This window comes from Streptomyces sp. SCL15-4, assembly GCF_033366695.1.
Classification (GTDB): Bacteria; Actinomycetota; Actinomycetes; order Streptomycetales; family Streptomycetaceae; genus Streptomyces.
The window spans coordinates 1,136,284-1,155,229 of the sequence record NZ_JAOBTQ010000001.1 but is presented as its reverse complement, the minus strand read 5'-3'; the positions used below and the strand labels follow the sequence as shown (position 1 = coordinate 1,155,229).

Sequence of the window (18,946 nt, the reverse complement as noted above, 5' to 3'; positions counted from 1 at the left end):
TGCCCGCCCATGAAAACAGACCGGCGGTCGCGGACCGGTCAGGGGCTCGGCGGGAGGCCGGTCAGGGGCCCGTGCCCGGGCCGAGGACCGTCAGGCGGGCGGACGAGGCGGTGCCGGAGACCGGTACCGGGCCGCCCGGCCAGGACACCCGCAGCGGGTCGCGTTCGTCGGGCGGGGTGACCAGCAGCGTGGCCGGGGTGGCCGCCTTCGCGTCGCTGACCTGCGGGTTGGAGAAGGTCAGCCCGGCCCAGGCGCTGCGCCCGGGCCGGAGCGTGACGGTGGCCGGGCGGCCGGGCTCGCGCCTGGGGTCGGCGCCGAGCTGCCCGTCCGAGCCGTTCAGGAAGGCCGCGCCCGGATAGCCGCGCAGGGTGCAGGTGCGGCCGGACCGGTTCGTGAGGACCAGCGGGAAGTTCTCCTGGCCGGCGCCCGGGTCGTTGCGGCCCACCGAGGCCCGCAGCTCGGAGGTGTGGCAGCGGGAGCCGCCCGCGGCCGTCGCGGGCGCGGCCGTCGTGCGGCCGCCGGAGGGCGCCGTCGACCTCGGCGGGGCCGGCGGGACGGTGGGGACGGTGGGGACGGGGTCGGAGGAGGTGGCCGGGGCGGACGCCGGGGGGCTGGGAGTGTCCTGCGCGGGGGCGGCCGTACCGGAGGACCTGACCGGGGGATCGCTGCGGACCGTCTCGCCGTTGCCGCAGCCGGCCAGCAGGCCGAGCACGGCGGCCGTGCCCGCGAGCAGGGCCCCGCGCCGCGCGGACCGGGGGGTGTGCACCATGTCGCTCACACTCCTGAAGGATCGTGGCACGCGGCCGTGGCGCGTGCCGGGGGCGCCGGGTGCGCCGTTCTCACCGTCCGATGCGCGGACCGCCGGAAAAGTTCGGAGCACGCGGGTTCTTTTTCCCCGATTCGCCCCTCGGCAGGCGCCGTTCAGGCCACCCGTAGCGAACGCAGCACGCCGTCGGTCGCGTCGCCGTCACCCCGTCGGCGTATCTGCACGTACACCTGCGGCCGGGCAGCTCCGCCCGCCGGGAGAAGCGCGCACTCGGTGACCGAGCCGCCGTCCGGGCAGCGGCCGAAGGACCGGACCAGGCCGTGCCAGTGGGCGTCGGCGAAGGTGCGGGAGCCGGTGGAGCGGCAGCCGGGATGGGTGAGGGCCTCCACCGCGGCGGTGAGACCGCCGTGTGAGCCGACGCCGACGAACACGCCGTCCACGGGCGCGGTCGGATCGCTCCAGCGGGACAGGTCGTCGGCCACCACCAGACCCGGCTCGCGCCCCGCCGCCAGCCCGAGCACCCGCGGGTCCCAGCCGGAGTCGCGCAGCTCGCGGCCCCAGCCGGCGGGCACCGTGAGCGTCACCCGGCCGCCGGCGTCCGTGATCCGCACCCGCTCCGGCCCGCCGCCGTCCCGGTGCAGCGCCACGGTCACCGTGGCCGCGGCGGCGCCGGCGGCGAGCACCGCGGCGACGGCGAGGGTCGCCGGGCCGAGCCGGGCGCGCAGCCGGTCCGTGCGGGCCGGCCGGCGCGCGGGCGGCGCCCAGGGCCGCGCGGCCAGCCGGTCCAGCTCCCGCGCGAACGCCAGCGCGCCGGGCCAGCGCCGCGTCCGGTCCGGTTCCAGCGCGCGCAGCAGCGCCCGTGCCACCTCCTCGTCCAGCTCCGGCCGCAGCCGCCGGGGCGGCACCACCTTTCCCGGCGGGCCCGGCACGGTCCCGGTGAGCAGTTCGTAGCCGACCGCGCCCAGGCTGTAGACGTCCGCCCGCTCGTCGATGCCCGCGCCGGGCTCGGCCTGCTCGGGCGGCCGGTACCCCGCCGAACCCGCCGCGAGCGTCAGCACCGAGGCCTGCGCGAGGCTCTTGGCCAGGCCCAGGTCGGCCAGCAGGACCCGCCGGGAGCCGTCCGGGGCGGTGTGCAGCAGCACATTGGCCGGTTTGATGTCGCGGTGCACGATGCCCGCCTCGTGCAGCTCGGCGGCGGCACGCGCGGCCTCGGCGGTCAGCGCCAGCGCCTCGGACACCGGCAGCGCACCGCCCGCCGCCAGCTCGGCGAGGGTCCCGCCGCCGGCGTACTCCATCACGAAGTACGGCCGTCCGTCCGGGAGTTCGCCGATGTCGTAGACCTGCACCACCCGGCCGGAACCGGCCCGGCGCAGCAATCGTGCCTCGGCCAGGAAGCGTTCCCTGATGTCGAGCCGGTGCGCCCAGTTCTCGGCGAGGACCTTCACCGCCACCGGAGCCTGGAGTCCGGGGTCGTGGCCGAGCCACACCAGGGCGAACGCGCCGCTGCCCAGCGGCCGTTCGAGTCGGTAGCGGCCGATCCGCTCCGGGGGCTGCATACGGCTATCATGCCTGGCCCGAGAGCGACGTGAAGGGGGCCTCGCCGTGCCGGACCGGACGCCGACCGAGGAACTGGCCCGGCGTGCCGCCGCCGGCGACGGCACGGCGCTGGAGCTGCTGCTGGCCGAGATCCGGCCCGAGACCGTGCGCCGCTGCGGGCGTTTCCTGCCGTGCCGGGAGGACGCCGAGGAGGCCGCCCAGGACGTGCTGCTCCAAGTGGCCCGGCACATCACGGGCTTCGAGGGCCGCAGCCGCTTCGGCACCTGGCTGCACACCGTCGTCGCCAACTGCTGCCGGCAGAAGTACCGCGAGCTGAAGCGGCGGGCCGCCGAGCAGCCCGCCGCCATCGAGCCCGCGCACGCCGTCGACCCGCGCACCACCAGCGTCATCGCCGGCTCCCGGGTGGACCTGCTGGAGGCCCTGGACCGGCTGGAGCGGGAGCATCCGCAGCTGGTCGCGCCGCTGGTCTACCGGGACATCTGCCAGCTGGACTACGCCGAGGCCGCCGAGCGCGCCGGCATCCCGCTCGGCACCCTCAAGTCCCGCCTGCACGAGGCCCGCAAACGCGTACGCCCCTGGCTGACGGCCTCCTGAACCCACCGGCCCCGCGCCGCCGCCGGCCCCTGCGGCGGTGTACGCCGTACAGGACCTGCCCGGGCCTCCTACCGGTCCTGTTCGAACAACGGCAGTTCGGCCCAGATCGTCTTGCCCTCCGTCGTGTGGCGGCTGCCCCAACGCTGGGTGAGCTGGGCCACCAGGAGCAGGCCCCGGCCGCCCTCGTCGAAGACCTTGGCCCGGCGCAGGTGCGGGGCGGTGTGGCTGGCGTCGGAGACCTCGCAGGTCAGCGTGTTCGCGTCGTGGATCAGCCGGAGCCGGATCGGGTGGGAGCCGTACCGGATGGCGTTGGTCACCAGCTCGCTGACCACCAGCTCGGTCGTGAACGACGCCTCGCTCAGCGACCAGTCGGCCAGCTGCTCCACGACCTGCTTGCGGATCGGCGCGACGAGCGCCGGGTCGGACGGGATGTCCCAGGTCGCCACCTGCGAGGCGGGCAGGCCCTGGGTGCGGGCGAGCAGCAGCGCCACGTCGTCGGGGGCGCCGCCGTAGGGGAGCAGGGCGTTCAGCACACGGTCGCAGGTCTCGTCCAGCGAGCCGGCGTACGCCGCGAGTGCCGTGTGCAGCAGCTCCCGGCTGGCCTCCGGGTCCCGCTCCCGGGACCACACCAGTCCGTCCGTGTACAGCGCGAGGACCGTGCCCTCGGGCAGCTCCACCTCGGCGGACTCGAAGGGCAGCCCGCCCAGGCCCAGCGGGGGACCGGCGGGCAGGTCCAGTGCCCGGGGCGCGCCGCCCGGCTCCAGGACGACGGGCGGCGGATGCCCGGCGCGGGCCAGGGTGCAGCGCCGGGACACCGGGTCGTAGACGGCGTACAGGCAGGTCGCGCCGAGTTCGCCGGGGCTGCCCGCCTCGCCGGCGCTCGCGGTCCCGGACTCGTCGGAGAGGCGCAGCACCAGGTCGTCCAGGTGGGTCAGCAGCTCGTCCGGGGTCAGGTCGATGTCCGCCAGGGTGCGCACGGCGGTGCGCAGCCGGCCCATGGTGGCCGAGGCCTGGATGCCGTGCCCGACCACGTCCCCGACGACCATCGCGACCCGCATCCCGGACAGCGGGATCACGTCGAACCAGTCCCCGCCCACCCCGGCGCGCGCGGCCGGCAGATACCGGGAGCAGGCCGCCAGCGCGGCCGTGTGCGGCAGCGAGCGGGGCAGCAGGCTGCGCTGGAGGGCGAGCGCCGTCTCCCGCTCGCGCGAGTAGCGGCGCGCGTTGTCGATGCAGACGGCGGCCCGTGCGGTGATCTCCTCGGCCAGCAGCACGTCGTCCGGCGTGAACGCGTCCGGGCGCCGGTGCCGGCACAGCACCGCGACCCCGAGGGTCAGCCCGCGGGCCCGGATCGGCACCGACATCAAGGAGTGGACGCCGAACTCCCGCGCCCGCTCGCCGCGCTCGCCGTGCCGGCCCAGCCAGCGTTCCATGGCGCCGCCCGGCAGCGAGGCGACGATGGTGCGGCCCGCGGCCAGCGCGTCCGCCTGCGGGGACGACGCCGGGAACGGCTCCGTCCGCCCGGGGCCGATCACCGCCTCCGGGACACCGGGCAGCACCGACTGGTGGGCGGTGCGGCGCAGCCGCACCGGCGCGGTGACGCGGGCCGGAGGCTCGCCGTGGCTCTCCTGCGGGTCGAGCAGGTCGATGGTGACGAAGTCGGCGAGCGCGGGCACGCACACGTCCGCCAGCTCCTGGGCGGTACAGGTGACGTCCAGCGTCGTCCCGACGCGCACACTGGCCTCGTTGACGAGCTGGAGCCGCTGCCGGGCGCGCTGGTTGTCGGTGATGTCGTGCGCGGCCATGGACACGCCCCGCACCCGTCCCGCCCGGTCCCGGACCGGCGCCATCCGGGCCAGCCAGGCGTGCGCCCGGTCCTCGCCGCCGGTGCGCAGGAAGGTCTGCACGTCCAGCGGCCGGCCCGAGGTCAGCACCGCGAGCAGGTTCCGCTCCAGTTCCTCGCTCTGCGGCTTGCCGCCGATCTCCGCCAGCCGCAGCCCTCGTACCCGCTCCTCGGGCAGTCCGACGACGGCGGCCATCGCCTCGTTCATCCGGCGCAGCCGCAGCCGGTCGTCGTACACGGCGATCGCGCAGGGGGACTGGACCAGGCCCGCCTCGGCGAGCGGGTCCTCGGCGAGGGGCGGTTCCGCGCCGGCGAGCGGGGTGACCACGAGCCAGTCGCCCGGGTGTCCGTCGTGCGGCGGGCGGCGGTGCGCGAGCAGCCACACGGAGACGCTACGGCCGTCGCGGTGGCGCAGTGCGACGGTGCCCTCCCAGCGCGGGCCGTCGGGGACGGCCGGGGCGGGGGCGCCGGCCAGCAGTTCGGCGGCGGGGCGGCCCAGGACGGCGTCCGCCGGGTGGCCGAGCAGGCGGACGGCACCCTCGTTCCACTCCCTCAGCGCACCGTCGGCGCCGATGACGGCTCGTGCCGTGCCCGCGTCGTCGAACGGATAGACCCGGCTCATCGTCGCCGCTCCAAGCGCACACTCCCGGTGAACAGATGGCACCACCCGTGGTCCAGCGTAGTGCGTGATGTCCATCCGTGAGCGGCGGCGCCGGGTCCACATGGCCGACCCGTCGAACACGGGCGGGTCCGGTCACCGGGGAAATCCGGCCCGATCACGGCCGTACGCAGCCGTACGCGTCCGGACCCTTGACGATCGCGTGGAGCAGGCCGTCAGAATCTGTTTGTTCGCGATCAGTTGTGAGTACTTCTGAGTCCTGTTGAGCTTTGACGAGCCCCGATGAGGGAGGGCCGCCCATGACGGTCACGCGCAGATCGGTTCTGGCCGCAGCCGCGGCGGCACCCGCGGCCGGAACGCTCCCGGCCCTCGCGGCGGCCCCGGCCGCCCTCGCCGCCGAGGCGTCCGGCACCGGCGGACGCCACACGGTGCCGCTGCGGGACGGCTGGCGGTTCCTGCTCGCCGACCCGGTCGGCGCCACCGACCCGGCCGGTGACCCGGCGCGGCCCACCGACCCCGGCTACGACGACTCGGCCTGGCGCGAGGTCCGCATCCCGCACGACTGGAGCATCGAGCAGACGCCCACCACCGAGCACCACACCACCGGCGGCACCGGCTTCCTGCCGGGCGGCCTCGGCTGGTACCGGCTCTCCTTCACCCTGCCGCGCTCGTACACCGGCCGGCGCGTCTCGGTCGAGTTCGACGGCGTCTACATGGACGCCCACGTCTACTGCAACGGCACGGAGGCGGGCCGCCACCCCTACGGCTACACCGGCTTCGCCCTCGATCTCACCGGCCTGGTGCACACCGACGGCAGCACGCCCAACGTGCTCGCGGTCGGCGTGCGCAACCGGCTGCCCAGCAGCCGCTGGTACTCCGGCAGCGGCATCTACCGCGAGGCCCGCCTGGTGATCACCGAGCCGGTGCACGTGGCCCGCTGGGGAACCCGGGTCACCACGCCGGAGGTCTCCGCCGGCCGGGCGCTGGTCCGGGTGGTGACCACCGCGCGCAACGACTCCGGCACCGCCGCGGACGTGGAGATCCGCTCCCGGATCACCGCGCCCGACGGCCGGACCGTGGCCCGTACGGCCAGCACGGTCACCGTCGCCGAAGAGGCCGCGCAGACCCACGAACTGACCGTCGCCGACCCGCTGCTGTGGGACTTCGAGACCCCCGGGCACCGCTACACCCTGCACACCGAGCTGCGCGTGGCCGGCCGCACCACCGACACCCGGCGCACGTCCTTCGGCATCCGCACCTTCCGCTTCGACCCCGACGAGGGTTTCTCGCTCAACGGCGTCCACACCAAGATCAAGGGTGTCGACCTCCATCACGACCAGGGCGCCCTCGGCGCCGCGATCAGCGCCGACGCCGTCCGCCGCCAGATGCGGATCATGAAGTCGATGGGTGTCAACGCGCTGCGCACCTCGCACAACCCGCCCGCGCCGGAGCTGATCCGCGTCTGCGAGGAACTGGGCATCGTCATGCTGGTGGAGGCATTCGACTGCTGGCGCACCGGCAAGACGGCGTACGACTACGGCCGGTTCTTCGACGAGTGGTGCGAGCGGGACGCCACGGAGATGGTCCTGGCCGCCCGCAACTCACCGGCCGTGGTGCTGTGGTCCATCGGCAACGAGATCCCCGACTCCACCTCCACCGCGGGCCTGGCCATGGCGGACCGGATCATCGGCGCGATCAGGGCCGCCGACGACACCCGGCCGCTCGTCATCGGCTCCGACAAGTACCGGCGGCCGCCCGCCAAGGGCTCGGCGGCCGACCTGATGCTCGCCAAGCTGGACGGCCTCGGCCTCAACTACAACACGGCCAAGTCGGTGGACGCCCTGCACGCCGCCTACCCGCACCTGTTCCTCTTCGAGTCCGAGTCCTCCTCGGAGACCTCCACCCGGGGCACCTACCAGGAGCCCGAGCACCTGAACACCGGCGAGAACCACACCCCCGGCCGCCGGGAGGTCTCCTCCTACGACAACAACCTCGCCTCCTGGACGATGAGCGGCGAGTACGGGCACAAGAAGGACCGGGACCGGAAGTGGTTCGCGGGCCAGTTCCTGTGGTCCGGCATCGACTACATCGGCGAACCGACCCCGTACGACGTGTTCCCGGTGAAGGCGTCCTTCTTCGGCGCCGTCGACACGGCCGGCTTCCCCAAGGACATGTACCACCTCTTCAGGAGCCAGTGGACCACCGAGCCGATGGTCCATCTGCTGCCGATGACCTGGAACCACGAGGAAGGCGACACCGTCGAGGTGTGGGCGTACGCCAACGTGCCCACCGTCGAGCTGTTCCTCGACGGCGAGTCCCTCGGCGTACGGGAGTTCGACGTCAAGAAGACCACCGACGGCCGCGCCTACCTGGAGACCACCGAGGCCACCGGCGACGACAAGACCTTCACCGACGGCCCTTGGCCGGGCAGTTACACCAGCCCCAACGGCAGCGCCGGCAAGCTGCACCTGACCTGGAAGGTGCGCTACCGGCCCGGCGAGCTGAGGGCGGTGGCCCGGCGGGACGGCGAGGTCGTCGCCAGTGACGTCCTGCGCACGGCCGGCGCCCCGCACGCCGTACGCCTCACCGCCGACCGGGGGTCCCTGCCCGCCGACGGCCGGTCGCTCGCCTTCGTCACCGCCGAGATCACCGACGCGCACGGGGTCGTCGTGCCCGACGCCGCGCACCTCATCGCCTTCGACGTCCTGGGCGGCTCCCTGGCCGGCGTCGACAACGGCCGCCAGGAGAGCGCCGAGCGCTACCAGGCGAGCACCCGCACCGCCTTCCACGGCAAGGCGCTCGCGATCGTCCGGTCCGGCACCGAGGCCGGCGCCCTGAAGGTCACCGCCCGCGCGGACGGCCTGCGCCCGGGCACCGTCCGCCTGCGCACCACTGCGGCCCGCCCGGCCGTGACCACCGCACCCGCCGTCCTCCGGCCCGACCACCCGGCGCCGCCCGGCTACCCGCACGCGGACGCCAGTTACTCCGGCCGTCCGGACACCCCGCCCGCCGCGATGCTGGACGGCGACCCGGCCACCGGCTGGTCCAACGCCTTCGCCAAGCAGGCCACCGCGCTGCTGCCCGCGTTCGACGGGGCCCGGGAGAAGGACTGGGTGTCGGTCGACCACGGGCGCACCCGGACCTTCGACCGGGTGGCCGTCTCCTTCACGGTCGACGCGCACCACACCCTGCCCGCGCGCGTCGAGGTCGCGGTGTGGAACGGACACGCCTGGGTCCCGGTGAGGGAGGCGAGGGTGGAGTGGGCCACCGTCTCCGACAGCCCCACCGTCCTCACCTTCGCCCCGGTCCGGGGCTCCCGCCTGCGCCTGACCCTCACCAGCGCCCGCCCCGGCCGCCCCGAGGGAGCGGTACGCATCAGCGGACTGGACGCGTGAGAGGGCGCGTAAGACGACGGGTTCAGACCTGGCGGTACCGCGATGCAGGCCGTCCCACCTGGGGATATTTACGCCTGAGTACCCGCGCGGTACCGTGAGGGCATGCCAGCTCTCAACGTGGAGTTCAGCGAACGGGAACTAGAGGACCTGCGCCAGATCGCCAAGGAGCGCGGTACGTCGATGAAGGCCCTGGTCCGCGCGGCCGCCGCCGCCGACATCGCCCGGCACCGGGCCCTGAAGGAGGGCGCGGACGCCTTCCGCCGCTTCTTCGCCGGCCATGCCGAGGAGTTCGCCGCGGCCTTCCCCGACGACGAGCGCCCCGGCAGGGGCGAGGCCGCCTGACCGATGGCCCCCGTCATCCACATCGACGTCCCCTGGCTGCTCCAGCGGCACGAGGAGGTCCTGCCCGACCAGCCCGCCGTGGACGACTTCTCGGCGCTGGTCGCGGCCGTCGCGCGGCACCGGGTGGACCCGCCCCGGCTCGGTGTCGACTCCGACGCGGCCTGGCGGGCCGCCGCGCTGCTGCACACCCTCGCCGTGCTCAAGCCGCTGCCCGCCGCCAACGCCCGCTTCGCCTGCGCCACCGCCGTGGCCTACATGTTCGTCAGCGGCGCCGGCATCGACCCGCCCTACGGCGCCCTCGTCGACCTCGCCCGGGACCTGATCTCCGGCAAGACCGACGTCTACGGCGCCGCCGACCGGCTGCGCGCCTGGCAGATCTGACCCCGCTCCGGCCGGCGGAGGAAGCCGCCGGAGCCACCGGCCGGAGCGGGGCCTCTCGGGGAGGACCGGACCTCAGTCCACTACCGGACCGCGCCTTCCGGGAGCGCGCGCGCCCGGCCGGTGCGGGCGCGCGCTTCACACGGGGTGCGGAAGAGGAACCGCTTTCTGTCGATTCTCGACCGGCGCCGCAGCGCCGACTCCCTCTCAAACGGTCGACATCGTACGAGCGCCTTGTTGCTCGTGTGGAAGGTGTGCAAGGGTTCCCCCTCGGTGAATTTCCGCTCGCACCACGCGCCGGAGGAATCCGCCCCGTGCTCACCCCCCACCCCCCTCGTCCGTCCTGCCCGCCGTCCGGCGCCGCTCCCGGGGAGTCCGACGAATTCCTCGCCGGGCCGCTGCGGGCCGGCTCCGACGCCGAGGCCTCCCGGTCCGCCGCCCTGCTGATGGCCCGGCACTGGCAGCCCGCGCACGAGTACGCGGTCATCTGCCTGGCCGGCGCCGGACCCCTTGCCCACATGGTCACCGCGACCGCCTTCCACCAGGTCTTCGGCCGGCTGGCGCTCGGCGAGAGCGCCGACGCGCTGCGGCCACGCCTGCTGGTGACGGTCCGGGACACGGTCGTGAACTGGTCCGGCACGGACCGGATCACCGCCGTGCTGCCCGGACTCGCGAAACCGGCCGGCGGGCGCGGCATGCGCGCCGCGCGCACGCCGATTCCGGAGAACCGCGTTCTCTCCGAGAGCGCGTTCCACGGCCTTTCCCCGCTGGAACAGGCACTGCTGTGGCACACCGAGGTCGAGGCCGAGCCGCCCGCCGTGCCCGCCGCCCTGCTCGGCATCGACGCCGAGAACGCGACGGCCCTGCTCGGACAGGCCCGGGAGAAATTCCGCGAGGGCCTGGTACGCGCCCACCGGGAACGCGCACCCGGCAGGGATTGCCGCTACCACAACCGGCTCCTCGACGTCGCCATACGCCGCGGCGGCGCGCTACTGCCCGATGTCCGCGAGCATCTGGCCGGCTGCGCGCACTGCCGGCACGCGGCCGACCAGCTCGGCCACGCCGAGGCGGCCCCCGGCGTGCTGCTCGCCGAGGCCGTGCTCGGCTGGGGCGCCCGCCGCTATCTCGACTCGCGCCCCGGCCGCGGCCCCGGGCCCGCCCGCGGCCGCGGCGGCCCGCGGCGCTCCGGCGGACGCCGGCGCGGCGGCCGGCCGGGCCGGTTCCCCGTCCGGGCGGCCGCGGGCCGCACGCCCGGAGCCGCCCGCTCGCCCCGGACGCTGCCGGCGGGTCTCTTGCTGGTCGCGGCCGGACTGCTCGCGACGGTCCTGGCGGTCTGCCCGTGGCCGGACGGCGGCGCCGGCGGCCCCGGCCCGGCCGTCCCCACCGGCGCGGCGACCGGCACCGGCGGCCCCTCTCCGTCCGCCTCCGCCTCCGCGGGGCTGCCCGCCGCCGGCCGGCCGGGGCCGCTGCGCAACGGCACCGGCCTGTGCCTGGACGTCAAGGGGCCGCCCCGCGCCGGGACGAGCGCCGTCCTCGCCGTCTGCTCCGCCGCGGCCACCCAGCGGTGGACCTACGGCGGCGACGGGGTGCTGCGCAGCGCGGCCGGTGCCGGCCTGTGCCTGGACTCGCACGCCGACGCGGGCGTGGTGCTCCTCGGCGACTGTCCCGGCGCCGGCGCGGCACGCGGCGCCGACGTGCGCTACGACCTCACCGCACAAGGCGAGCTGACGCCCCGCTGGGACCGTTCCCTCGCGCTCGCCGCCGGCGCCGGCCGGCCGGGCGCCGACGTCGTCGTCAAGGTACGGGACGGCTCCGCCGGAGAGCGCTGGACCTGAACCGTCCCCGCGGTGATCACTTCGTGAACACGGGGAGTCATGAAGGGGCTCTGGGCGAGCGAAGCCGGAATGTTTCAGGACGATTAACGACGCGCTGTTTTTCGGCCATCCGGCTGTTTCCGGGACGGGGGAACCGCTCTGTTACGGGGTCCCGCCGTTCGATTTCCGTTACTTCACGCCACTGATTCAATACGAAAGGTTACTGAAACCCATGGGTTCGATGTGAGTTTCGCCGGTGGACTCGGCAGAGTGGCGCACGCCGCTCCGGCACCCGACCGGGCTGGAGCCGGCAACCCGACTGTTCGAGCGGAAGGATGCACACAATGCGGAACACCGCGCGCTGGGCAGCGGCCCTCGGCCTCACGGCCGCCGCCGTTTGCGGACCCCTGACCGGGGCCGCCGTCGCTGCACCGGGCGCCGCCCCGTCGTCGCTCTACGCCCCCTCGGCGCTGGTGCTCACCACCGGCCACGGCAACGACGTGGCCACGGCCACTCCGGAGCGCGCCGTCACCCTGAGCTGCGCCCCGACGGCCTCCGGGACTCATCCGGCCCCCGTCGAGGCCTGCGCCGAACTGCGCGGCCTGGGCGGCGACTTCGACGCCCTGAAGGACGCCGACGGCGTGATGTGCACCAAGGTGTACGACCCCGTCGTGGTCACGGTGCAGGGCGTCTGGCAGGGCCAGCGCGTCTCCTACGAGCGCACTTTCGGCAACGCGTGCGCGAGGGATGCCGTCGGCGGCAGCCTCTTCGCGTTCTAGACCGGGATCGCACGGGACCCCGTGGAAGCCGGATCAGGCCCGCAACTGGGGAGTGCGGCCCCTGGAGCGGGGAACCTGCGATCTCGCACCGGGGCAGGCGGGCGGAGTGGGGCCGCCCGCCGGCTCCGGGCACACAGCCGCTCCCCGGCCGGTCCGTGGGGGGCCGTCCGGGGAGCGGCGAAAAACGTACGGTTTCAACCAGGTGTATGCGCCCTGCGCCGGTGGCTCGTGTCGCACCAGGGGTAGCGGCGGCTGCGCCGGCAGGTACACAGAGCGACGCGGAACCGGTCCGAGCGGACCGTGGTCCCGTCCTCCAGTTCGACTTCCACGGGCCCTTCCACCAGGAGGGGCCCGCGGCGTTGCACGGTGATCCGCCGGGCGGCCCCGGCCGGGTCGCGCGGAGGGTCGCCGGCCGCTTCGTACGGCGTCTCGCCGGCCGGTTCGCGCGGCGCGCTGTCACTAGGGTCGTTCGGCACGGATGACCACCAGCTCTTCCTTGTCGTCGGCCGGCGCGAGCAGCCCGCGCCGGCGCAGCCAGTCCTCCCGGGAGCGCAGCACCGGGCCGAAGGGCACACGGCGGCGCCGGACCACCTCGGCCGTCAGGCCCGCCGCCCGCAGCAGCTCCAGGGTGCGGTCGGGGCCGCTCAGGGCCGAGTGCACGATCAGCAGCAGCCCTCCGGGCCGCAGCAGTGCCGGGGCGTCCCGGCAGATCCGGTCCAGCAGCAGCCGGCCGTCGTTCCCCGCGTCCCAGGCCCGCGACCGGCCGCGCGGCCCGCGCCCGGTCTCGGGCGCCGGCACATAGGGCGGGTTCGCCAGGATCAGGTCGTAGGTGCGGCCCCGGACCGGTGCGAAGAGGTTGCCGCGCCGGATGCGCACCGGCAGCCGGCTCAGCCAGGCGTTCAGCCGGGCCGTCCACACCGCCTGCCGGGACACGTCCACCGCGGTCACCTCGGCGCCCTGCCGGGCCGCCGCCAGTGCCAGGGCCCCGCTCCCGGTCCCCACGTCCAGCACGCGGGTACCCGGCGGTGGGGCCTCCTCGCGCAGGGCCTCCACCAGCAATTCCGTGTCGTCCTGAGGGGCGTACACACCCGGAAGCAGCAAAAGGTTCACCTCACTCGAATGCCCAGTGAATCATGATATATAGGCCGTCTGTCGCTCCGCTTCCCGCTGCCCCGTCGCCTCCAGGGGCACCCGCAGGCACGACCGTCCCGCCCGCCAGTCCGCCAGCAGCCGCCGGGCCAGCCGGTCCTCCAGGTACTCGGTCGCGTCGATCCCGAATGCGATGTCCGGCGCCAGCTCCGGCTCCTCATCGAGTAGTCCGCCGATCACCTCGTGCCGGACCACCTGTTCGTGCACCGCGTCCGCCTCGACGTGCTCGTCGTAGAAGAACTCCGCGGCCGGACCGGCCCCCGTGCGGCGCATCGCCTCGGCGAGCCGGCGCGAGCCGGGCGAGGAGGTGATCTCCACCTCGGCGAAATGGCCCACCAGCGCGCCGCGCAGCGCGCGGTGCAGGCCGAAGAGCGACATCAGGTTGACCACGGCCAGCATCTCGGCCGGAGCCGCGTCCAGATGGCGGCCGTAGGCGGTGTCCAGGCCCAGGTCCGTCATCAGGCCGGCGAACAGCCGCGCGTGCACCCGGTCGGCCCGGCCGCCGCCGAACTCGTCGAACTCCACCGCGGCCATCGCCGCCTTCGCCCGGCCCCACAGCCGCGGCAGCACCCAGGCGTGCGGGTCGGCCTCCTTCAGGTGGTACAGCGAGCGCAGCGCCGCGTACTCCCGCAGCTGCCACAACTCGCCCTCCCGGTGCAGGAAGCCCGAGAGCCCCGCGCCGTCGGCCGGCTCGGCGAGGAGGGCGCCGAGCGCGTCGTCCAGGCTGTCGTGGACCGGGGTGTCGGCGCGCAGCGCGGCCAGGAAGCGCTGCTCCAGCGCGGCCCGTACGGCCAGCAGCTCCGGGTCCCACTCACGCTCCGCCGGCACCCCGGCGAAGCCGCGGTAGTGCAGCTCGTAGCACACGTACAGGGCGAGCTGGAGGTCGTCGCCGTACGGGTCCGCCGCCCGGGCGTCGGCGGGTCGGGGGAGCGGGCCCGTGCCGCGCAGGTTCGCGGTCAGCGCGGCGGAGAGCGGGCCTCGGGGGCTGGGCAGCCGGGGTTCTCGCTGGTCGTGGCTCATGAGACCCGGGTACCCGCGCCGCCGTCGATCAACTGCGCGACCCGCGTACCGGCCGGCCGCCTCCGCGAGCGGGCCGAGCGCACCGGCCCGCCGGCGAGCACCCCGAGGGGCCGGCCCCGGCGGGATTCCCGGGGTCCGCCCGCCCGGCCGGGTCAGTCGCCCTCCGCCTGCTCCTGCGCCCCGGTGTTCGGGGTGATGGCGTCCCCGGCCTCGCCCGAGGCCTTGTCCTCGTCGCGCTTCTCGGCCTCCTCGACCTCCCGGAGGACCTCCTCCACGGCCGACTCCGGCCGGTCCTCGTGATCGCTACGGCCGTTCCCACCCGGCATGACCTCTCCTTCCACCGATGAGGTGATCTCTCATGCGGGTTACCCGGCGGCGCCGTCCCAAGCGTCCGGCCGCACCCGCCGGCCTCCCGCCGGGCCGGCCGGCGACCGGACACGCCCGGCGGCGGCCCCGCGCCCCCGGACAGCCGCCGCCGGGACGCGGCGAGACGGTCCCCGCCGTGCGCGGTGTTTCAGTGTGTGGCGCCCTGGATACACCCCGAGGGTTCGGCCCCGGCAGTCCGCGAGCCCGCACGCCGTCGCAGTGAGGTCGTCACATGTCCCATGCCCCGTCTCCCGCAGGACCGTCGAACGGCACCCGGCCGGCCCCGGCCCCGGCCCCCCAGGAGCGAGCCGCCCCGCCGCCCGCCGGCCGGGGCGGCGCCGCCCTGGTGACCGGCGCGTCCTCGGGCATCGGCGCGGCCGTGGCGCGCCGGCTGGCCGCCGAGGGCGGCTGGCGGCTGGCGCTCAACGGCCGCGATGTCACCCGACTGGAGCAGGTGGCCGCCCAGTCCGGCGCGGTCGCGCTGCCCGGCGATCTCGCCCGGCCCGGCGCAGACCGACGGCTCACCGACCTCGCGCTGGACCACCTCGGAGGACTCGACCTGCTGGTGGCGGGCGCGGGTGTCGGCTGGGCCGGGGACTTCACCGGCATGCCCGCCGCGCGCATCGACGAGATCGTGGGCGTCGACCTGCTGGCCACCGTCCGCCTGGTCCGCGCCCTGCTGCCCCACATGGTCGCCGCCGGCACCGGCCGCGTCGTGCTCATCGGCTCCCTGGCCGGCAGCGTCGGCGTGCGCGGCGAGGCCGTCTACTCCGCGGCCAAGGCCGCCCTCGGCACCTTCGCCGACTCCCTGCGCTACGAGCTGCGCGGCACCGGAGTGGGCGTCAGCCATGTCATCCCCGGTGTGGTCGACACGCCGTTCTTCGACCGGCGGGGCATCCCCTACGCCCGGTCCTGGCCCCGGCCGGTGCCCGCCGAGCGGGTGGCGGACGCGGTCTGCGCAGCCGTACGGCACGGCAGGGACGAGGTGTTCGTCCCCGGCTGGCTCCGGCTGCCCGCCCTGGTGCGCGGTGCCGCGCCCGGACTCTACCGGCGGCTCGCCGCCCGCTTCGGGTGAGCCGCCATGACCGCGGTCACGGTGCTGCTCGCCCTGCTCGCGGCTCTGGCCAACGCGTCCGCCTCGGTGCTCCAGCGGCGGGCCGCCGTCGAGGAGACGGAGACGGACCAGGGCGACGGGCAGGAGTCCATCCTGCGCCGGATCCCGCAGCTGCTGCGCCGCCGCGTCTGGCTGGCCGGTGCCGCGCTGCTGCTGCTGTCCAGCCTGTTCCAGGCGGGCGCGCTGGCCACCGGCAGTTTGTCCCTGGTGCAGCCCCTGCTCGCCGCCGAGCTGCTGTTCACGCTGGCCGTGGGCAGCATCGTCTTCCGGCGCCGGCCCGACGTCCGGACCTGGCTGGCGTTCGTCGCCCTGGCCGGCGGGCTGGCCCTGTTCCTGCTGGCCGCCGCCCCGACCGCCGGGCGGGACACCGCGCGCCCCGGTGCCTGGCTGCTGGGCGGCGGCGGGGTGCTCGGCGCGGTCGTCCTGCTCTGGCTGGCCGCGCGCCCGGTCCGCGGCGCGTCCCGGGCCGCGCTGCTCGGCCTCGCCTCGGCGCTGTGCTTCGCCACCACGGCCGCGCTGCTGAAGGAGGCCGTGGGCCGGCTGGAGCACGGGCCCGCGGCGATGCTCGGGCACTGGTCGCCGTACGCCACGGGGGCCGCCGGACTCGTCGCCTTCGTGCTGTTGCAGGGCGCGCTCGCCGCCGGACCGCTGACGGCCTCCCAGCCCGCGCTCACCCTCGGCGACGCGCTCGGCAGCGTGGTCCTCGGCTGGGCGCTGTTCGCCGAGACGATCCAGCTGGGGCCGCGCATGCTGCCGGAGGCGGTCGGCGTGGCCCTGATCGGCGCGGGCAGCATCGGCCTCGCCCGCGCCCCGTCCGTCGGCGGTCAGTGGGACGAGGACGGTCCGGCGCCGTCGCCCGGTTCGGCCGCCGCTCTTCCGCGCGCACCGAGGAGGTAGGTCACCGATGTCCCCCGTGTCCGGCCGCTCCTGGCGGACGGCCGCCGCGCTGCTGCCGGCCGGCGCCGTCGCGGCGCACATCGTCCCGGCGGCCACCTGGCTGCCGGGCGTACGGCCGCTGCTCTTCCCCGGCCTCGCCGGCACCGGCCACGTCCGGCACATCGCGCTCACCTTCGACGACGGGCCCGACCCCGAGTCGACCCCGTGCTTCCTCGACGAGCTGGACCGGCTCGGGGTGCGGGCCACGTTCTTCGTGGTCGGCGAGCGGGCGGTGCGCCATCCCGGCGTTCTCCGCGAGACCGTACGGCGCGGCCACGAGCTGGGAGTGCACGGCTGGCGCCACGACCGGCCCTGGCGGCTCGCGTTCGCCCGCGACGCCGAGGAGGTGGCCCGGACCGTCCGCGTCGTGCACGACCTCACCGGGCGGCGCCCGCGCTGGTACCGCCCGCCGTACGGCATCCTCACCGCCGGCCGCTGGCGGGCCGCCCGGCGGTCCGGACTGCGCACGGTGCTGTGGTCGGCGTGGGGCAGAGACTGGACGGCCGACGCCACACCGGCGTCGGTGCGGGACCGGGTTGCCGCGGACCTGCGCGGCGGCGGCACCGTCCTGCTGCACGACGCCGACCGGTACTCGGCCCCCGGCTGCTGGCAGGCCGCGCTCGGCGCCCTCCCGGCCATCGTCCGGGACTGCCGCGAGGCGGGCCTGACGGTGGGCCCGCTCCACGAACACCACGCAATACCGGCACCGACCGCACCCCGGCCCCCCGCACCGCAGCGCGTGAGCGGGGGACGACCGCACCGGTGAGGAGGCGACGCCTGCTCCGCCGCGCGGGAGAACGCGCCCGCCGGACGACGGCGGGCGCGCGGTGGTGCCGGTACCGCCGTGCCGGAGTCCGGCGGGAGAGTGCGCGGGTGCGGTGGTGCGGGTTCGGGTGTGCCGGAGGGGGCGTGCGGAGGGGGCGGGGGAGCGTGTGCGCTCCGTCGTGCCGGTGCGGCCGGTGCGGCCGGTGCGGCCGGTGCGGCCGGTGCCGCCGGTGTGCCGGATGGCCGGTGTGCGGGCGGCGCGTTCGCCGGGGCGGTGCGGATGGGCGCGGTGTCGCCGGTTCACAGGTCCGTCAGGTGGTCCAGCGCGTCCCCGCGGAACAGCGCGTGTCCCCGGGCCACCCGGGCGGCGCGCTCCGAAGTGCCCTCGCGGAGGCCGGCCAGGGCCTTCAGGAGCGCGGGGCCGTCCGGGGCGAGGGCGCACAGCCCGAGGTCGGCCATCCGGCGGACGCCGTCCGCGCCGTGGCCGGGCAGCGGGCGGTGGGCGACCACCGGCAGGCCCGCCGCGAGCGCCTGCACGGCCGTCTGGCCGGCCGCGTTGTCCACCAGGGCGTGACCCGCGGCCAGCAGCCCGGGCATGTCGTCGACCCAGCCGAGGGCCAGCGCGGCCGGCTCCCGGGACATACGGGCGTACAGCCGCTCGTTCCGGCCGCACAGCACGACCGGCAGCCAGCCGGCCGCCGCCAGCAGCCGGGCGGTCGCGGCGGGCCGCGACGCCGCGCCCCAGGCGCCGGCGGACAGCAGCACCGGGACCCGGCCCGGCGCCCGCTCGGCGAACCGCCGCCGCCACCGGGCCGCGCCGGGGGCCGGGGCGCGGAAGGCGGGCGCGACCACCGGACCGGTGGTGACCACGGGCGCGGCGAGCGCCCGGCGCACCCGCGCCGCCGCCGTGTCCGTCAGGCACAGATACCGGTCGTTGCCCGGGTGCAGCCACTGCCGGTGCACCGCGAAGTCCAGCAGGAAGACGGCGCTCGGCACCCGCAGCGCCCCACGGGCCCGCAGATGCCCGGTGAGCTGCGCCGCCAGATGGAAGACGGACACCACCACATCGGCGCGCAGCCGGTCCACCAGGTCCGTCAGCCGGTCCCCGGCCAGCCGGGCCAGCGGCACCCCGCCGGGCCGCGGGCCGGGTCCCTCGTGCAGGAACGCGCCGTAGATCCCGGCGTACACCCACGGCAGGTGGCGTACCGACGCCTGGTAGCCGCGGCGCAGGCCCGTGCCCAGGCCGTACGGCAGCAGCCGCAGCACGTCGACCACCTCGGCCCGCTCGCCCCGGGCCCCGGCCCGGCGCGCGAGTTCGGCGGCCACGGTGTCGTGACCGGCTCCCATGCTCGCGCTGACGATCAGGGTCCGCCGCCGGCCGTCCGGCGTCTCGTGGTCGGTGCTCCGCACGGATTGACGATTCTCCGCCGTCGCGGTGCCCAAACCGGACCCCGGCCGGCCGGGTCACCCGGGCGCGCCACACCACCGCGCCCGCGCCCGCCCTGCGGC

17 protein-coding genes are annotated in these 18,946 nt (G+C 75.9%); 9 read left to right on the top strand and 8 right to left on the bottom strand.

Annotated elements, in window-relative coordinates:
• Nucleotides 1-61: 61 nt before the first annotated feature.
• A complete protein-coding gene (locus SCK26_RS04650; RefSeq protein WP_318199968.1) occupies nt 62-769 on the bottom strand; it encodes a DUF4232 domain-containing protein in 708 nt (235 codons plus the stop codon).
• A 152-nt stretch (nt 770-921) separates the two neighbouring features.
• A complete protein-coding gene (locus tag SCK26_RS04645) occupies nt 922-2,322 on the bottom strand; it encodes a serine/threonine-protein kinase (RefSeq protein WP_318199967.1) in 1,401 nt (466 codons plus the stop codon).
• Nucleotides 2,323-2,368: 46 nt separating this feature from the next.
• Between SCK26_RS04645 and SCK26_RS04640 the strand changes: the two genes are divergently transcribed.
• Complete coding sequence (locus SCK26_RS04640; RefSeq protein ID WP_318199966.1) at nt 2,369-2,917, top strand: RNA polymerase sigma factor; 549 nt, start codon at nt 2,369-2,371, stop codon at nt 2,915-2,917.
• A gap of 68 nt (nt 2,918-2,985) precedes the next feature.
• Here SCK26_RS04640 and SCK26_RS04635 read toward each other — a convergent pair whose 3' ends face one another.
• Nucleotides 2,986-5,382, bottom strand: coding sequence for a SpoIIE family protein phosphatase (locus tag SCK26_RS04635; RefSeq protein ID WP_318199965.1), 2,397 nt, complete (start codon nt 5,380-5,382; stop codon nt 2,986-2,988).
• Between the two features lie 296 nt (nt 5,383-5,678).
• On the opposite strand from SCK26_RS04635, the gene SCK26_RS04630 reads away from it, so the two are divergent.
• The 5 genes from SCK26_RS04630 to SCK26_RS04610 all read left to right on the top strand — a co-directional run bounded on the left by SCK26_RS04630 (nt 5,679) and on the right by SCK26_RS04610 (nt 12,087).
• Nucleotides 5,679-8,774 carry a glycoside hydrolase family 2 TIM barrel-domain containing protein gene (locus SCK26_RS04630; RefSeq protein ID WP_318199964.1) on the top strand — a complete coding sequence of 1,032 codons (3,096 nt, stop codon included), beginning with the start codon at nt 5,679-5,681 and terminating at the stop codon, nt 8,772-8,774.
• Between the two features lie 102 nt (nt 8,775-8,876).
• Nucleotides 8,877-9,116: a hypothetical protein gene (locus SCK26_RS04625; RefSeq protein WP_318199963.1), complete on the top strand. Its 240-nt coding sequence runs from the start codon at nt 8,877-8,879 to the stop codon at nt 9,114-9,116.
• A gap of 3 nt (nt 9,117-9,119) precedes the next feature.
• Nucleotides 9,120-9,497, top strand: coding sequence for a toxin Doc (locus tag SCK26_RS04620; RefSeq protein ID WP_318199962.1), 378 nt, complete (start codon nt 9,120-9,122; stop codon nt 9,495-9,497).
• Between the two features lie 311 nt (nt 9,498-9,808).
• Nucleotides 9,809-11,329, top strand: coding sequence for an RICIN domain-containing protein (locus SCK26_RS04615; protein ID WP_318199961.1), 1,521 nt, complete (start codon nt 9,809-9,811; stop codon nt 11,327-11,329).
• Between the two features lie 323 nt (nt 11,330-11,652).
• Complete coding sequence (locus tag SCK26_RS04610) at nt 11,653-12,087, top strand: protease inhibitor (RefSeq protein WP_318199960.1); 435 nt, start codon at nt 11,653-11,655, stop codon at nt 12,085-12,087.
• A gap of 194 nt (nt 12,088-12,281) precedes the next feature.
• On the opposite strand, the gene SCK26_RS04605 is transcribed toward SCK26_RS04610, so the two are convergent.
• The 4 genes from SCK26_RS04605 to SCK26_RS04590 form a co-directional block, all read right to left on the bottom strand.
• On the bottom strand, nt 12,282-12,458 hold the full coding sequence (locus SCK26_RS04605; RefSeq protein ID WP_318205914.1) for a CDGSH iron-sulfur domain-containing protein: 177 nt from the start codon (nt 12,456-12,458) through the stop codon (nt 12,282-12,284).
• Nucleotides 12,459-12,546: 88 nt separating this feature from the next.
• The gene (locus SCK26_RS04600) at nt 12,547-13,185 is read right to left on the bottom strand and encodes a HemK2/MTQ2 family protein methyltransferase (protein WP_318205913.1); all 639 of its coding nucleotides are present in this window, start codon (nt 13,183-13,185) and stop codon (nt 12,547-12,549) included.
• A 33-nt stretch (nt 13,186-13,218) separates the two neighbouring features.
• Nucleotides 13,219-14,256, bottom strand: a complete 1,038-nt coding sequence (locus SCK26_RS04595; protein ID WP_318199959.1) for an iron-containing redox enzyme family protein — start codon at nt 14,254-14,256, stop codon at nt 13,219-13,221.
• 152 nt (nt 14,257-14,408) lie between these two features.
• On the bottom strand, nt 14,409-14,582 hold the full coding sequence (locus SCK26_RS04590) for a hypothetical protein (protein WP_318199958.1): 174 nt from the start codon (nt 14,580-14,582) through the stop codon (nt 14,409-14,411).
• 272 nt (nt 14,583-14,854) lie between these two features.
• Here SCK26_RS04590 and SCK26_RS04585 point away from each other — a divergent pair, with 272 nt between their 5' ends.
• The 3 genes from SCK26_RS04585 to SCK26_RS04575 are packed head-to-tail and all read left to right on the top strand — an operon-like array spanning nt 14,855 to nt 17,438.
• A complete protein-coding gene (locus SCK26_RS04585; protein WP_318199957.1) occupies nt 14,855-15,697 on the top strand; it encodes an SDR family NAD(P)-dependent oxidoreductase in 843 nt (280 codons plus the stop codon).
• Between the two features lie 6 nt (nt 15,698-15,703).
• On the top strand, nt 15,704-16,633 hold the full coding sequence (locus SCK26_RS04580; protein WP_318199956.1) for a DMT family transporter: 930 nt from the start codon (nt 15,704-15,706) through the stop codon (nt 16,631-16,633).
• A 7-nt stretch (nt 16,634-16,640) separates the two neighbouring features.
• Nucleotides 16,641-17,438, top strand: a complete 798-nt coding sequence (locus SCK26_RS04575; protein WP_318199955.1) for a polysaccharide deacetylase family protein — start codon at nt 16,641-16,643, stop codon at nt 17,436-17,438.
• A gap of 299 nt (nt 17,439-17,737) precedes the next feature.
• On the opposite strand, the gene SCK26_RS04570 is transcribed toward SCK26_RS04575, so the two are convergent.
• Nucleotides 17,738-18,784: an MGDG synthase family glycosyltransferase gene (locus SCK26_RS04570; RefSeq protein ID WP_318205912.1), complete on the bottom strand. Its 1,047-nt coding sequence runs from the start codon at nt 18,782-18,784 to the stop codon at nt 17,738-17,740.
• Nucleotides 18,785-18,946 lie beyond the last annotated feature (162 nt).